The organism is Streptomyces sp. NPDC058326 (assembly GCF_042879855.1).
Taxonomy (GTDB): Bacteria; Actinomycetota; Actinomycetes; order Streptomycetales; family Streptomycetaceae; genus Streptomyces.
Window position 1 is genome coordinate 186,021 of record NZ_JBHVZO010000005.1, and the last position, 15,203, is coordinate 201,223.

10 protein-coding genes are annotated in these 15,203 nt (G+C 74.8%); all 10 read right to left on the reverse strand.

Annotation, left to right across the window (positions count from 1 at the left end; genetic code table 11):
• Nucleotides 1–12: 12 nt before the first annotated feature.
• Nucleotides 13–2,412 (reverse strand): VWA domain-containing protein, encoded by a 2,400-nt coding sequence (locus tag ACFVYX_RS12345; RefSeq protein ID WP_389681269.1) that lies wholly within the window; start codon nt 2,410–2,412, stop codon nt 13–15.
• Between the two features lie 8 nt (nt 2,413–2,420).
• Nucleotides 2,421–3,017: a Pycsar system effector family protein gene (locus ACFVYX_RS12350; protein ID WP_389681270.1), complete on the reverse strand. Its 597-nt coding sequence runs from the start codon at nt 3,015–3,017 to the stop codon at nt 2,421–2,423.
• Complete coding sequence (locus ACFVYX_RS12355) at nt 3,014–4,654, reverse strand: hypothetical protein (RefSeq protein WP_389681271.1); 1,641 nt, start codon at nt 4,652–4,654, stop codon at nt 3,014–3,016. Before ACFVYX_RS12355 ends, ACFVYX_RS12350 begins: the two co-directional genes overlap by 4 nt.
• Nucleotides 4,651–7,074, reverse strand: coding sequence for a hypothetical protein (locus ACFVYX_RS12360; RefSeq protein ID WP_389681272.1), 2,424 nt, complete (start codon nt 7,072–7,074; stop codon nt 4,651–4,653). Before ACFVYX_RS12360 ends, ACFVYX_RS12355 begins: the two co-directional genes overlap by 4 nt.
• Nucleotides 7,071–7,949: a hypothetical protein gene (locus ACFVYX_RS12365; RefSeq protein WP_389681273.1), complete on the reverse strand. Its 879-nt coding sequence runs from the start codon at nt 7,947–7,949 to the stop codon at nt 7,071–7,073. Before ACFVYX_RS12365 ends, ACFVYX_RS12360 begins: the two co-directional genes overlap by 4 nt.
• Nucleotides 7,950–8,039: 90 nt before the next feature.
• On the reverse strand, nt 8,040–8,765 hold the full coding sequence (locus ACFVYX_RS12370) for a Crp/Fnr family transcriptional regulator (RefSeq protein WP_389681274.1): 726 nt from the start codon (nt 8,763–8,765) through the stop codon (nt 8,040–8,042).
• 315 nt (nt 8,766–9,080) lie between these two features.
• On the reverse strand, nt 9,081–11,633 hold the full coding sequence (locus tag ACFVYX_RS12375; protein ID WP_389681275.1) for a polynucleotide kinase-phosphatase: 2,553 nt from the start codon (nt 11,631–11,633) through the stop codon (nt 9,081–9,083).
• Nucleotides 11,630–13,096, reverse strand: a complete 1,467-nt coding sequence (locus ACFVYX_RS12380) for a 3' terminal RNA ribose 2'-O-methyltransferase Hen1 (protein WP_389681276.1) — start codon at nt 13,094–13,096, stop codon at nt 11,630–11,632. Before ACFVYX_RS12380 ends, ACFVYX_RS12375 begins: the two co-directional genes overlap by 4 nt.
• 52 nt (nt 13,097–13,148) lie before the next feature.
• Nucleotides 13,149–14,063, reverse strand: a complete 915-nt coding sequence (gene mmuM / locus ACFVYX_RS12385) for a homocysteine S-methyltransferase (protein ID WP_389681277.1) — start codon at nt 14,061–14,063, stop codon at nt 13,149–13,151.
• Nucleotides 14,064–14,076: 13 nt separating this feature from the next.
• The gene (locus tag ACFVYX_RS12390) at nt 14,077–15,000 is read right to left on the reverse strand and encodes an LLM class F420-dependent oxidoreductase (protein WP_389681278.1); all 924 of its coding nucleotides are present in this window, start codon (nt 14,998–15,000) and stop codon (nt 14,077–14,079) included.
• Between the last annotated feature and the right edge of the window lie 203 nt (nt 15,001–15,203).

Consider the following 15,203-nt stretch of genomic DNA (forward strand, 5'->3'; position numbering starts at 1 on the left):
TCGGTGACCGGTTCAGAAGGCGGGGTCGTAGTCGCTCGCGCCCGGGGAGGCGTCCGGTCCCCCGGTCACGGGCCCGGAGCCGCCCGGGTCGCCCGCTCCCCCTCCCCTGGTGCCGGGGCCGGTGCGGGGCGGGCGGCGGGACCACGGCGTGGCGCGGGCGCCGCGCGGTGCCGGGCGGCCCCCCCGTACGACGAGTTCGTGCGCGCCGAGCGCGGTCGGCTCACCGGTCCTGACGGGGATCCGCGCGCCGCCACTGGGGCGCAGCAGCAGCTCACCCGCGCCGGTGCGGCGCAGCACATGGGCGGTGGAGGAGCCGCCGCCGGGGATCCGGCGGAGGGTCGGCGGCGCCCCGTACCGTTCGTCGACGGCGAAGGCGTAGGCGCCGCCGGGGCTCTGCCCACGGTGGACGGTCAGCGAGTCGATCAGCTGCCCGTCCTGACACAGTTCGAGGGTGACGCCGGTGAGGTCGCGGCGGCGGCGCCAGGCGACGAGCCGGATGCCGACGAGGGCGCCGAGGACGAGGAGGACCGCGGCCCCGCCCGCCACCACCTTCCACCAGCGCTCCCACCAGCTCGGCGGCGCCACCACCCGGATGTCGAGGAAGGCGCCGCGCAGGACGCGGTCGCCGTCACCGGTGTCCATCACGCTGATCCGGCCGCCGAGTTCACCGAGGGGGGTGCCGTCACCGACGGTGACGGTGAAGGGGAACCGGGCGCTGCGGTTCGGCTGGGCGGTGACGGTCGCCGGGGCGACGGCGAGTTCGGCGCCGGGGGTCTGGTCCCCGAGGGCGAGCCGCAGGGTGCGCGGCTCCGCGTCGTTGTTGGTGACGTCGAGGGTGCCATGGACGGTGCCCCCGGGGTGCACGGTGGCCTGGTCGACGGTGAGGGCGGCGGTCACGAGCGGTGCGTCGCCGGCGACGACGGCGTGCAGCGGCCGCCGGTCGGAGGTGATCCCGGGCGCCTCCATGCGGGTGACGAGCTCCAGGTCGCCGGTGGCTCCGGCGGGGACGGTGAGCGTGCCGGTGAACCGCACGTCGCCCGCTTTCGCGTCGGGGGCCTTTCCGTCGTCGGCGAGCCGGAAGGCGACGGGCTCGAAGCCCTCGCCGCTGAGGTCGGCGGCGACCGAGAGCCCGGCGAGCTGCTTCGGGTCGGTGACGACGACTCCGCGCCGGGTCTGCATCCGTACCTCGACCTTCACCTGCTCCCCTGCGCGCGGGGACGCGGGGTCGAGGACGACGGTGGAGCGGAGGCGGCCCTGCCAGAGCGCCCGGACGGCGACCTCGCGGTCGCGGTGGCCCTCGGGCGCCTCGATGTGGACGCGCCAGCGTCCCGGCAGCGGGTTCGTCACGCGCAGCGCCTCGACCGGGCCGTTCTGGCCGCTCACCTCGAAGGCGGAGCCGTCGAACTCGCCGCGTACGGGGACCTTGCGGCCCGCCGGGTCGAAGTACGTGACCCTGACCTTCGGGTCGTGCTTGGCGACGGTGAGGGAGCCGTCGGTGGCGATGGGCGGGATGACGACGGTCAGGTCGGCGGGCGGCTTGCCGACGGTGCCGTGCGCGATCCGGGCGCAGCGGGCGGCGGCGAAGGTCTCCTGGAGGGCCTTGTCGATCTCGGCGGAGGTGTCGACGACCCGCATGCGCGGCACGGAGCCGGGGATCTCGGAGCAGCCGCCGAGGTGGCCGCCGGCGGCCATGGCGGTGAGGGCGGCCCGGTCGATCTCCTGGCCGAAGCCGAGGGGCCAGATCTGCACGCCGGCCGCGCGGGCGCGGGCGAGTTCCTCGGTGAGCCGCCGTGCTCCGTTGGCCTGGCGGCTGTCCCGGTCGGGGCCGTACTCGGGGCTGTCGGCGACGTCCAGCCTGCCGTCGGTGAGCAGGAAGACGACCCGGGGGGCGGCGCCCTTCCCGGCCTTGCCCGTGCCCTTGGCGGTGCCGGTGAGGCGGGTGACGGCCTGGCGGATGGCGGCGGGGAAGTCGGTGCCCGGTCCCGTACGGGCGGGGTCACGGCGGTTCAGTTCCTGGACGCAGTCGCTGAGCCGTTCACGGCCGGCCGCGTCGGCGACGGTGAGCGGGCAGACCTCGCGTACGGGCGACTGGCCGGGCCTCTCGGAGCTGCCGAAGCCGATGACGGTGGCCCGGGAGCGCTCCGATATCTCGCCCTGGCTGAGCAGCGCCGCCGCCTCGGTCTCGCGCGCGAGGTCCTTGTCGGCGAGGCTCGCCGACTGGTCCACGACGACGGCGAAGTCGATCGGGTCGGGCCCCTCGACGAGTGCCTCGGGTCCTTCGGCGGGTGCGGCGGCGGTCTTGCCGGCCGGGGGCCGGGGCGCGCCCGAGGCGGTGGTCGCCGCGAGCGGGCCGGAGAGCGCCAGGAGCGCCCCGGCGAGGAGCAGGGCGCCCCCCTTGTTGTTCCACTGCATGTTCTCTCTCACCACAGTTCGCTGAAGAGGGCCAGGAGGGCGCCGAGCACGAGCGCGGACACGCCCAGGCGCAGCCACCGGTACTTCGCCGCGAGCACGAGTCCGTGCACGCTGGCCTGTTCGAGGAGCCAGCCGGTGGCGTCCGTGCCGGACGCGGTGAGCCGCTCGCGCAGCGCGGGCTCGGACGGCCCGGCCGTCAGTTCGCGCAGCAGCGTGCGGTCGGCCCCGATCCGGGTGCGGGGCAGCACGACCGAGACGAGCATCAGGACACCCGCCGTCCACAGGGCTCCCGAGAGCAGCAGGAACGCGAGTCCGGCACCGGCGGCGGGCAGGGGGCCCCGGTCCGCGGAGAACACGACGGCGAGGAAGGCGAGGGCGCCGGAGAGCAGGATCGCGGCCTTGGTGTCGGCACGTCCGATGTCCTCACGGACGGTCGCGAGCAGCCGCTCGGCCATGAACCGGAGCTCTTCGGGCGGTACGGGGGCGGGGACGGGGCTCGGTACGGGGGCGGGGTCCCGTACGGGATCCGCGGCGGGGTCCCGTACGGGATCGGCACCGGTGTGCGGCGTCGCGGGGCCCCGCGCGGGGCCCGGGGTCGTGGTCATGCGTCGTCCCAGTCGTCGAACTCGGAGCTGGGGCGGGCCGGGCGGGCGGGCCGCCGGGGACGCTCACGCCGTTCGCGGTCGTACGGGTCGTCGCGGTCGTACCGGTCGTCCCGCTCGTACGCGTCGCGCCGCTCGTACGGGTCCTCCTCCTCGTACCGCTCGTGGCCGTCGCCGTGACCGTCGCCGTAGCGGTCGCGCGACCGGCCCCGGTCGCGGGGGTCGCCGTCGCGGCCCCGCTCGCGCGCCCTCCCCCGCTCCCGTTCGCGGTCCCGTTCGCGCTCGGAGCCGGACTCGACCCGGGTCGGCTCGTACACCCGGGGGTCCCGTGGGGCGTCCCCGTGGTCCTCGTCCCAGTCCGGGCGGCTCGGCTCCGGCAGCGCGTCCTCCAGGGCGAGGTGGCGCGGCGGGGTACCGCCCGAGGGGTTGAGGACCCGGTCCGTGATGCCGTCGATGACGGTGCCGGTCTGCGTCCGCAGGTACATGAGGACCTGGTACATCTGCTCGCCGATGTCGTGCCGTTCCAGGACCCCGGTGTCCAGGAGCCGGTTGAAGACGGCCAGGTAGTCCTCCTGGCCCTCGCGCCGCTCCCGCTGGAGCTGGGTGCGGATCTCCCACTGCTTGTCCGGGTGCATCGCCATGTGGTGGGCGATCTGTGCCAGGTCGCCGCGCCGGAAGAGGGCCTCCATCTCGCGGGCGCGGTCGGCGACCAGGGCCCGCTCGGCGGCCTCCCTGCGCCGCTCCGCCTCGGCGACGCGCTCGTCGGCCTCCATGGTGACGCCGACCCGGTCACGGCGGGAGACCTCGGCCTTGACGGAGTCGTCGAGGTCGATGAAGACGAGGACGCGGGTCCGCAGCCCGATGTCCCGGCCGAAACTGAGGCGTCCGGCGCTCAGTTCCTCCCGTACGGCCTCGTCCGCGCGTTGCGCCTCGGTGATCCGGAACCTCCTGGAGAGCCTGCGCAGTCCGTCGAGGAGCTCGTCGTGGAGCAGCTCGGCGACGTCCTCGACCTGTTCCCTGACGACGAGGTGCGGGTCGGTCACGACCCACTGCACCTTGGCGACGGCCTCGAAGAAGACGCCGTCCCCCGCGGCCGGCAGTTGGAGTCTGAACTCGGTGACGTTACGGCCGAGCTGGACCTCGAAGACGGTGTACGGGGAGCCGAGCATCGGCTTGTTCACGTCCTCCGTGCGATCCGGCCAGACCACGCGGTGGCCACCGTTGCGGTAGAGGAGCACGGCGGCGACCCGGCCGCTCCGGCGCCGGTACGGGGGCGCGTACTCACCGATCAGCGGTCCCCGCGGACGTCCGCCGGGCCCGGACTCGGACCCGCCGGCCTCCCCGCCCCACCGGCGCTGCCCGTCTCCCCGTACGCGCTCCTGGTCCTGGTGCCTGTCCCGCTCGCGGTCCGTGTCCAGGCCCTCGTCGTCGTCGCGGCCACCGGCGTGCCGGCCGCCGTCCTGCCCGTCGTACCGCTGCCGCTCCCGGCCGTCGTACCCCTGCCGTTCCCGGCTGTCGTACCCCTGCCGCTCGCGGCCGTCCCGTGCCCGCTCGTCCCGTCCCCGCCCGTCGCGCCCCCGCTCGTCCGCGCGTGCCCGCTCGTCCGGCCTGGCGTTCCTGTGCTGCTCGGGTCCGGTCATCGGTTCGCTCCTTCCGTCACGGCGTCCCACATCCGGCGCGCCGCGGCTCTGTCCAGGGGCCGGTCACGGTCCCGGACCAGTTCGTTCAGCAGGCCCCTGAGCCGGTCCCGGTCCCTGCGGTCCACCGCGAGGCGGGGCAGGAAGGCGCAGACGTGCTCCAGCGACTCCGGGTCCTTCGCGGCCCGCCGGAGCAGACCGCCGAAGGCCTCCAGGGCGGCTTCCCCCGAACGGGCCGTGGCGAGGGTGTGCCGCAGCAGCGACGCGAGCTCGGGCGCGAGCCCGGGCCGGGTCGCGAGCAGGGCGACGAACAGGGGGCGGGCCGCGTGACCGTCGAGTTCGGGCACCTCCCGCAGTCCCCACAGGTGGGTGGTCCGGGTGCTCACGGCGCGGATGACGGCGAGGTGGACCAGGTTGGCGAGGCTGAGCCGGCCGTCCTCCAGCCACTCCCGGAGCCGCCGGAGCACGGGCGCGGGCTCACCGGAGGCGAGCAGCCGCGCCACGCTGAAGGAGGCGGGCACGAGGACCTCGACGTCGGTCGCCTCGCGGGTCCTGACGACCCGGGCGAGGGCGTCGAGGGAGCCGGGGACGCCGCCGGCGGCCAGGACGTAGCCGTGGGTGAGCAGGGCGGTCCTGACGAGCGCGTCCTCTCCGGACCGCGCCCAGTTCTTGAGCACGGCGGCGACGGCGGGCCGGACGCGCGGGTCGCGCGCGGACTCGGCGAGCGCGGTGGCGGCGGCCATGCGGGCGACCGGCTCGTCCGTCACGGCGAGCGGCACGACCAGCTCGCGGAAGCCGTGGATCCAGTCCCAGGAGCAGAGCACGCCGGCCGCGATGGAGGCCCGTACCCACACCTCGGGGCGCGGGTCGTCGCAGAGCGCGCGCAGCCAGCGGGCCACCGGGCCACGGACGTTGTGGTAGCCGTGCCAGACCTCGCCGAGGACGGCTCCGGCGAGGGCCTCGCCCTGGAAGCGGACGGCGCGCACCGGCACCTTGGCCGGGCCGAGGTCCAGCTCGCCGTCCTCGAGGACGGCGCGGGCCTGCACGGGCCGGTGCTCGGCGTGCGTCCCGAACAGGCGGCGGCCCGGGGCGTGTTCGGGGTCGAGGGTGACCGCGAGTTCCCAGGCGAGGAGTTCGGCGGCCTCGGCGGCGAGGCTGAAGGCCGAGCCGTCGAAGACGGCGACGGCGATGCGGAACGCCCCGGCGTTCAGGGCCGGGAGGGCCTCGGGGAGCGCGCCGGGGCGGTCGGCGCCGGCGAACCACTCGCGGGCCTGGGAGCGTACGAAGGAGGCGCATTCGGCGAGGAGCTGCTCGTCGGTCACCTCGCCGCGCCAGTGCCTGGCGAGGTGGTCGGCGAGCCGGGCGGCCTCACGGGGCCGCAGCTCCTCGAGCCCGAGGGCGTCGGCGACGTCCCGCCGCGCGGCGCGCGCCCGCGCGGCACCGAGGGCTTCGTCGGGCTCGGCGCGCAGCCGGTGCCAGAGGTGGCGGTGAAGGACCTCGTCGGCGGGCGGGGGCGCGCAGTACATGCCGTACCGTCCGCGCAGCAGCCGGTCGGCGAGCTCCCCGTTCTCGACGAGGACCACCCCGTAGGCGTCCCGGCCGCGCAGCAGGTCGCCGAAGCGGTCCAGGTGCAGTTCGGAGAGGCGGGCGGCGGAGTGGCGGGCGGCGGTGGTGTGCTCGCCCCGGCGGGAGCGGGAGGGACGCGGTTCGTTCTCGGCGGGTACGTCCTCGGTGAGCAGTTCCAGGAGGTGGCCGCCGCTCTCCTGGAGGGCGTCCTCGGTGATCTCGTCGACGCCGTGGCGCGGGTCGAGGCGGAAGACCTTGCCGCCGGTCAGTTCGTCGAGGAGGGCGAGCGCGGTGGCCTTGCGGCCGCTGCCGGGCTCGCCGCAGAGGACGAGCACCCGGTGGTCGCGGAGCCGGTCCCGCATGCGCCGGTAGCCGGCGGTCGCGCAGTAGACCCGGCCGAGGTGGTCGAGCGTCTCGGGCGGGACGGGGCCCTGGACGAAGTGCGGGGAGCGGTCGGAGCCGTACAGGGCGAAGATCTGGTTGCCCTCGAAGACGGTGCCGTCGCCGTGGATGGTGGTGAGGCGGTCGGCGCCGCCGCCGGCCCAGGTGCGGACGGCCCGGCGCGCGGTGGCGGCGCCGCCGGTGTCGCTCTCGCCGCCGAGGGGTCCCCGGTCGGCGACCTCGAAGACGCTCGGTTCGCGTGGCTGTTCGCCGGGGGTGTCGGACCGGTCGGCCCCGCCCGCCCGGTCCGCGTCCCGGTCGGCGCGCTCGCCGCCACGGTCCGAACCACGGTCGGAGCCCCGGTCCGGGCCACGATCGCTCCCGCGGTCGCCTCCGCGGTCCTGTGCGTCCGCCCGGTCGCCGTGCCCGCCGTCCGGCCCTTCCTCGTGGGGCGCGGACTCGTCCTCGTCGCTCACTGGGTCTCCCCCGCCCCGGAGCCGGCCCCCGCCCCCTGGTCGGCTCCGCCGCCCTTGCTGATTCCGGTGAAACCGCCGTGGATGGTGTTGCCGTGGACGTCGAGCAGGTCGCCCCCGACGTGGTACGTACGGCTCCCGCCCCCGGTCCGGGGCGTTGGGCCGTCCCCCCGCGACGGCCCAACGCCGGTCCGTGACCCCACCGCCGGCACCCGCTCCTCCGCGGCCGCGAGTTCCCCTTCGGGGCCGATGAGCGGCGGCGCGGGTCGGCGCGGTACGTGGAACCAGGCGGCCTCGTCGGTCTCCTTGGAGCGGATGCGGGCCTGCCGGTAGTGGTCCGGCTCCACGTACCGGCCGCCCTCGGCGACCACGTTGGCGTACAGCCAGTCGGAGACGACGACGAGCAGGTCGACGCCGGGGGACTCGTTCATGATCCGCTTGGCCGGGGGGCTGTCGCAGAGCCGGGCGGCGAGGTCCACCGCCCGCCCGACGAGCCCGTGCCGGTCCTGGACCACGAGCCCCGCGTTCATGCCGATCCGCAGCCGCAGCGGCCGTGTCCGGCCCTTGTTGTGGCCGCGCAGGCTCTCGTACAGGGTGTCGATCCAGCGTCCGACCATCAGGGTCGGCGGCACGTCGGGGCGCAGGGCGGCGAGGATGCCGTCCCCCCGGTCCTCCTGGTGGAAGGTGCCGGGCTCGACGCCGACGGAGCTGTACGCGTCCTCGAACGCGGCGTACATCGCCGTGCGCTGCAGTCTCTTCTCGGCCATGTCCAGGGACCCGGATCCGCAGATGTCGCCGAAGACGACGAACCGGTGGATGCCGCCCGACCCTCCGCCCCCTTCTCCGCCCGCTTCCCCGTTCACTCCCGCAGTGCTCACTCGGACTCCCTGTGTGATGCCCTGGTGCCGTTGGTGCCGTGGTGGTGCGTGTCCAGACTGGCCGCGTTCCGCGACCGGCGATGTAGCCGTTTACACACCCGGAGGAGATTCGTCCGCCGGGTCTCCGCCGGGGCGTGCGCGCCCCTCCGCGAGCAGGACGAGGACCCGCATGTCGATGACGACGACGGTGCGGTGCGCGGTGCGGACCACGTCCTGTTCCCGCAGCAGCCGCAGCGCCTTGGCCACCGCCTCCCGGGTGGCTCCGACGGCCGCCGCCAGGTCGTGCTGGGGCAGCGGGAGTTCGAGTACGGTCCCGGTGTCCCCCGTCCGTCCGGCGCGCTCGGCCAGCTCGACGAGCCGGGCGGCGAGACGCTGGAGGACGGTCTCGGACGCGAGCGCGCGGCGCTCGACGTCGGCGCTGCGCAGCCGGGTGGCGAGCTGGCGCATGATCAGCGCGGTGGCGTGCGGCCGGGTGGCGAGGAAGCGCCGGAACCGGTCGCCCGAGATGGCCACCGCCTCGACGCTGCCGAGCGCGGTGACGCTGGCGCTGCGGGGGCGACGGTCGACGGCGGAGAGGTCGCCGACGACCTCGCCCGCGCCGCGGAGGGCGAGGATGAGCCGCGATCCCCGCTCGGTGCCGACGGAGACGACGGACCAGCCGGTGAGGAGCGCGAGGACGTAGGCGCTGGTGTCGCGTTCGCGGATCATCACCTCCCCGGGTTCGTAGACGCGCCGGGCGCCCTCGGCGAGCAGGGACCGCCGGTCGGCCACCGGGAGGGCATGCAGGAAGGAGCGGTCCTGGCCGAAGAGACTCACCGACCGCTCACCCCCGTACCGTCCCCGGGCCTTCCGGGAAGACCGCCCGCCGGTGTCCGACCGGCGCGTTCACGTGTGCGCTTCCGCCTCATACGGCGTACCCCGCCACGTTATTGACGCTGTGTCACGTCGTGGGGTGAAGAACGCTAGAGGGTACGGAAGAAACGCGTCAACGGGCACAGGGGGCGCAGGGGAGCGCCGTTCCCGGCACCCCTGCGCCCCCCGTCGGCGTCACGGCCTCCGGCGCCCCCGTCCCGCCCCGGGGGTGTCGGACGCCGCGAGCCCGGCCTGATCGACAAGACACCCCCTAGGGCGTCAGAGTCTCGGGTCCACCGGCTCCGATTCCAGGGCGAGGACCGCGAAGACGGCCTCGTGGACCCGCCAGAGGGGTTCCCCGTCCGCCAGACGGTCCAGCGCTTCGAGGCCGAGGGCGTACTCGCGCAGGGCCAGCGACCGCTTGTGGCCGAGGAAGCGCTGCCGCAGCCGCTCCAGGTTCTCCGGCCGGGTGTACTCGGGGCCGTAGATGATCCGGAGGTACTCCCGGCCGCGCACCTTCACGCCCGGCTGGGCGAGCCGGCCCCTGGCGTCGCGGACGAGCGCGGCCAGCGGCTTGACGACCATGCCCTCGCCGCCCGCGCCGGTCAGTTCCAGCCACCAGTCGACGCCCGCGCGGACGGACGCCTCGTCACCGGTGTCGACGACGAGCCGGCGGGTGACCTGGACAAGCCCGGTCGGGTCGTGTTCGACGAGCCGGTCGAGCCAGGCCAGCTGTGTGTCGTGGGGCACGGCGGCGAGCGAGCGTCCCCGCGCGGCGAGCAGCTGGAAGGGGGCGAACCGCACGCCCTCCAGGCCCTCGGTCGGCCAGCAGTACCTGCGGTACGCCTCGGTGAACGCGGCCGCGTCCGCCGCCCGCTCCCGCTGCTTGGCGAGCAGCCCTTCGATCCCGTCGACCCCGCGGGCCGCCGCGCGTTCGAGGGCGGTGACGACGCCCGGGAAGACGGCGCCCGAGGCGGCGCCGACCGCCGCGTACTGTGCGCGGAGAAGCCCGGCCGACTTGAGCGACCAGGGCATGAGCTCGCCGTCGAGCAGCAGCCAGTCCCCCGCGCCGGAGGCGCTGTCCCGCGCGGCGAGTTCGTCCCAGAGCCCGGCGGCGCCGATCGCGGTCCGCAGCCGGCCGAGGACCTCCTCGGTGACGGCGGGATCGTCGAAGAAGGGCCGGCCGGTGCGGGTGTACAGCGCACCGGTCACCCCGTCGACGCCGAAGCACTCGCGGGCGGCCCCGGCGTCCCTGCAGACCAGGGCGACGGCCCGGGAGCCCATGTGCTTCTCCTCGCACACGACCCGTTCGACACCGTCCGCCCGGTACTGGGCGAAGGCCTCGGCCGGGTGCTCCAGGTAGCCCTCCTCCTTCGAGGTGGCGGTCGGTGCCATCGTCGGCGGCAGGTAGGCGAGCAGCCGCGGGTCGACCGCGAACCGGCTCATGACCTCCAGGGCGGCCGCGGCGTTCTCCTCCCGTACGGCGACGTTGCCGAGGTGCCGGGTCTCCACGGTCCGCCGGCCGTGCACGTCGGCCAGGTCCAGGGGGCGTCCCTGGTGGCCGCCGGGCGCCTCGGTCGCGAGCGGCCGGGCCGGCTCGTACCAGACGCGCTCGGCGGGTACGTCGACGAGTTCGCGCTCCGGCCAGCGCAGCGCGGTCATCTTCCCGCCGAAGACGGCTCCGGTGTCGAGGCAGATCGTGTTGTTGATCCACGAGGTGTCGGGCACGGGCGTGTGTCCGTACACGACGGTGGCCCGTCCCCGGTACTCCTCCGCCCACGGGTAGCGCACCGGCAGCCCGAACTCGTCGGTCTCGCCCGTGGTGCCCCCGTAGAGGGCGTGCGAACGCACCCGCCCCGAGGTCCGGCCGTGGTACTTCTCCGGCAGACCGGCGTGGCAGACGACGAGGTTGCCGCCGTCGAGCACGTAGTGGCTGACGAGTCCTTCGATGAACCGTCCGACCTCGGCCCGGAACTCCTCGCTCTCGTGCCCCAGCTGCTCGATCGTCTCGGCGAGACCGTGGGTCTCCTGCACCTTGCGGCCCTTGAGCCAGCGGCCCAGCTTGTTCTCGTGGTTGCCGGGGACGCACAGCGCGTCGCCCGTGGCGACCATTCCCATCACCCGGCGCAGGACGCCGGGCGAGTCGGGTCCCCGGTCGACGAGGTCGCCGACGAAGACCGCCGTACGCCCCTCGGGGTGGTGGCCGTCGACATAGCCGAGCTTCGCGAGGAGGGTCTCCAGCTCGGAGCGGCAGCCGTGGATGTCACCGATGATGTCGAAGGGGCCGGTGAGGTGGCGCAGGTCGTTGAAGCGGCGCTCCAGGACGACCTCGGCCGCCTCGACCTCCTCGACGGACCGCAGGACGTGCACCTTGCGGAAGCCCTCGCGCTCCAGGCCCTTCAGGGAGCGGCGGAGCTCGCGGCGGTGGCGCTGGATGACGTGCGCGGGCACGTCGGCGCGGTCGGGGCGTGCGGCGTTCCGCTCGCGGCACACGTCCTCGGGCAGGTCGAGGACGATCGCGATGGGCAGCACGTCGTACGACCTGGCCAGCTGGACGAGCTGTCGCCGGGCCTCCTGCTGCACGTTGGTGGCGTCGACGACGGCGAGGCGTCCCGCCGCGAGGCGCTTGCCGACGATGTAGTGGAGGACGTCGAAGGCGTCCCGGCTCGCGGACTGGTCGTTCTCGTCGTCGGCGACGAGCCCCCGGCAGAAGTCGGAGGAGATGATCTCGGTCGGCTTGAAGTGGCGCCGGGCGAAGGTGGACTTGCCGGAACCGGTGGCGCCGATGAGCACCACGAGGGACAGGTCGGTGACGGGGAGCGTACGGGTCATGCCGCGACCTCCTTCGGGGTCTCGCCGGCGCGGGTGAAGACGGCCATCTGGGTGGGCGGTCCGACCTCGGGGTCGTCGGGGCCGACGGGGGTGTACCCGACGTCGTACCCGTACCGCTCGGCCACCGAGGCGGCCCAGCTCCGGAACTCCTCACGGGTCCACTCGAACCGGTGGTCGCGGTGCCGGACGTGCCCGGCGGGCAGCGTTTCCCAGCGCACGTTGTACTCGACGTTCGGCGTGGTCACGAGGACCGTGCGCGGCCGGGCCGAGCCGAACACCGCGTACTCGAGGGCCGGCAGCCGCGGCAGGTCCAGGTGCTCGATGACCTCGCTGAGCACGGCCGCGTCGTAGCCGGTGAGCCGCTTGTCGGTGTACGCGAGCGAACCCTGCACCAGTCTCACGCGGGCAGCCTGCCGCTCCCCCATCCGGTCGAGCCGCAGCCGGCGCGCGGCGACGGTCAGGGCGCGGACGGAGACGTCGACACCGACGATCTCCGTGAAGCGGACGTCCTTGAGCAGGGCCTGCACCAGCTGGCCCTGTCCGCAGCCCAGGTCGAGGACGCGGCTCGCGTCCGCGGCGGTCAGGGCGGCGAGGATCGCGTCCCGTCGCTGCTCGGCCAGCGGCACCGGCCGTTCCTCGGTGTCGGTCGACTCGTCGACGGCGTTGTCGACGTCGTCGACGTCCAGGCCCTCGGCCTCGGCGAGCCGGACCAGTTCGAGCCGCTCCGTCGCCTCGCGGGCCAGGCCCCAGCGGCGGGAGAGGTAGCGCGCCGTGATCAGCTTCCGCTCGGGGTGGCCGGCGAGCCAGCCGTCACCGGCGCGCAGCAGCTTGTCGACCTCGTCGGGCGCGACCCAGTAGTGCTTGGCGTCGTCGAGGACCGGCAGCAGGACGTACAGGTGGTTGAGGGCGTCCGCGAGCCGCAGCTCGCCCTCCAGGACGAGCCGCACGTAACGGGAGTCGCCCCACTCGGGGAACTCCGGGTCGAGCGTCACCGGCTCGGCGTCCACCGTGTCCCAGCCCAGCGGCCCGAACAGGGCGCGCACCAGATCGGCGCCGCCCCTGGCGGGCAGCACGGGGACCTCGACACGGAGCGGCAGCGGCGCGGCGGCCCGCTCGGGCATCGCCTTGCACACACCGTGCAGCGCCGTCTTGAAGACCGTGGCGAGCGCGACGGCGAGCAGCGAAGAGGCCGCGTAGGGCCGGTCGTTCACATACTGCGCGAGCGCCGAGTCCGGGGCGCCGCCCCGTCCCTTGCCCTTGCCGCGGCGCACCAGCGCCACGGGGTCCACCTCCAGGAGAAGTGCCGCCGTGCACCGCTCGGCGCTCGCCTCGGGGTAGAGGACGTGCGCGGTGCCGTGGGAAGTCGAGAACGTCTGCGCCCGCTCGGGATGCTTGTGCAGCAGAAAGCCGAGATCGGTCGCGGGACGCTCCTGGTCGCCGGTCGTACTGATCGTCAGGAACACCCGTCCGAGTATGGTTCCCCTCTCCCCTGCCGACCAGGCATTTTCCCTGGGCTCAGCCCCTGCGATGGGTGGCCGTGGAGGCGGCGAGCGCGGTGATCGTGGCCGGGCCCACCCGGCAGCAGCCACCGATGAGCCGTGCGCCGGCCGCGGCCAGGGCGGGGGCGCGGGCCGGGTCGAAGGCCACGTCCCCGTGCCAGCCCCGCGCGCGGGCGTCCCACCGCTCGCCGCTGTTGGGGTAGACCACGGCGGGCTTCCCCGTCACGGCGGCGGCGAGCTCCACGGCGGGTCCGGCCTCCTCCGGGTCGCAGCAGTTGACGCCGACGGCGACGACCCGCTCGGCCCCGGCGGCGACCGCGAAGGCCTCCGTCAGGTCCTGCCCGGCCCGGGTCCGCCCGCCCTCGACCGTGTACGAGAGCCACACGGGCACCCCGCACCCCTCGGCCGCCCGCAGCAGCGCCTCCGCCTCCACCACGTCCGGAACCGTCTCCAGGGCGAGCACGTCCGGCTCCGCCGCGGCGAGCGCCTCGATCCGGGGCCGATGGAACGCCTCCAGCTCCCGCACGGACAGCCCGTACCGTCCCCGGTACTCGCTCCCGTCCGCGAGCATCGCGCCGTACGGTCCCACGGAGGCGGCGACCCAGACCTCCTCCCGCACGCCCTCCGCCGCCGCCCGGGCCAGTTCCACGCTCCGCGCGAGGAGCCCGGCCGCCTCGTCCCGGCCCACGCCCCGCCGGGCGAAGCCCTCGAAGGTGGCCTGGTAGCTGGAGGTGATGAGTACCCGGGCCCCCGCCCGTACGTACGCCGCGTGGGCCGCCTCGATCTGCTCGGGGGCGTCGGCGAGGAGCCGCGCGGACCAGAGCGCGTCCGAGAGGTCACAGCCCTGCGCCTCCAGCTGGTTGGACAGGCCGCCGTCGAGGACGAGGACGTCCGCTCCGAGGGCCTCGGCGAGCGTGCGCACCGGCTTCACCGCAGTGCTCCTCTCATCCCAGCTGCGACTGGACCCGCGCGGAGATCAGCTCCAGATGGTCCAGGTCGTCCAGGTCCAGGACCTGGAGGTAGACCCGGGAGGAGCCGACGGCCTCGTACCGCCCGAGCTTCTCGACGACCTCGGCGGGCGAGCCCGCGAGACCGTTCGCCTTCAGCTCGTCGACGTCCCGCCCGATGGCGGCGGCCCGCCGGGCCACCTCGGCGTCGTCCTTGCCGACGCAGACGACCAGCGCGTTGGAGTACACCAGGTCGCCGGGTGCCCGCCCGGCCTCCTCGGCCGCCGCGCGGACCCTGCCGAACTGCCGCTCGCTCTCCTCCACGGACCCGAAGGGAAGGTTGAACTCGTCCGCGTACCGCGCGGCCAGGCGGGGCGTGCGGCGCGCGCCGTGCCCGCCGATCAGCACCGGGACCCTGTCCTGGGCGGGCTTGGGCAGCGCGGGAGAGTCGGTGAGCTGGTAGAACTCCCCTTCGTAGCTGAAGGTCTTGCCGACCTCGGTCCCCCACAGGCCGGTGACGATCGCCAGCTGCTCCTCCAGCCGGCCGAACTTCTCCTTCGGGAACGGGATGCCGTAGGCCTTGTGCTCCTCCTCGAACCAGCCCGCGCCGAGACCGAGTTCGACCCGGCCGCCGGACATCCGGTCGACCTGGGCGACCTGGATGGCGAGGACACCGGGGAGCCGGAAGGTGCCGGCGGTCATCAGCGTGCCGAGGCGGATCCGCTTGGTCTCCCGGGCGAGGCCGGCCAGGGTGATCCAGGCGTCCGTCGGTCCGGGCAGCCCGTCGGCCGAGCCCATGCTGAGATAGTGGTCCGAGCGGAAGAAGGCGTCGAACCCGAGCTCCTCGGTGGCCCGTGCCACCGCGAGGAGAGTGTCGTAGTCGGCCCCCTGCTGGGGCTCGGTGAAGATACGAAGATCCATGCCCTCCATCCTGCACCGCCGGGGCCGTATCAGCCCCCTCGCCGGGCCTCGTCGGCCTCTCCGCCGGCCTCTCCGTCAACCTCTCCGTCAGCCCCTTGATCGCCCCGGCTCGGTCGGGTGAATATCCCGCCCCCTGGCGGGCCGCGTCCGCCCTCGCCAGTGACCGGGGCCCGGCGCCCGTCGTTGGCTCGGGCGGAGCCGGA

Excerpts from the sequence above, each read along its gene's own strand:
- ACFVYX_RS12375 (WP_389681275.1), bottom strand. The coding sequence starts at position 11,633 with ATGACCCGTACGCTCCCCGTCACCGACCTGTCCCTCGTGGTGCTCATC.
- ACFVYX_RS12390 (WP_389681278.1), bottom strand. The coding sequence starts at position 15,000 with ATGGATCTTCGTATCTTCACCGAGCCCCAGCAGGGGGCCGACTACGAC.
- ACFVYX_RS12350 (WP_389681270.1), bottom strand. The coding sequence starts at position 3,017 with ATGACCACGACCCCGGGCCCCGCGCGGGGCCCCGCGACGCCGCACACC.
- ACFVYX_RS12345 (WP_389681269.1), bottom strand. The coding sequence starts at position 2,412 with ATGCAGTGGAACAACAAGGGGGGCGCCCTGCTCCTCGCCGGGGCGCTC.
- ACFVYX_RS12355 (WP_389681271.1), bottom strand. The coding sequence starts at position 4,654 with ATGACCGGACCCGAGCAGCACAGGAACGCCAGGCCGGACGAGCGGGCA.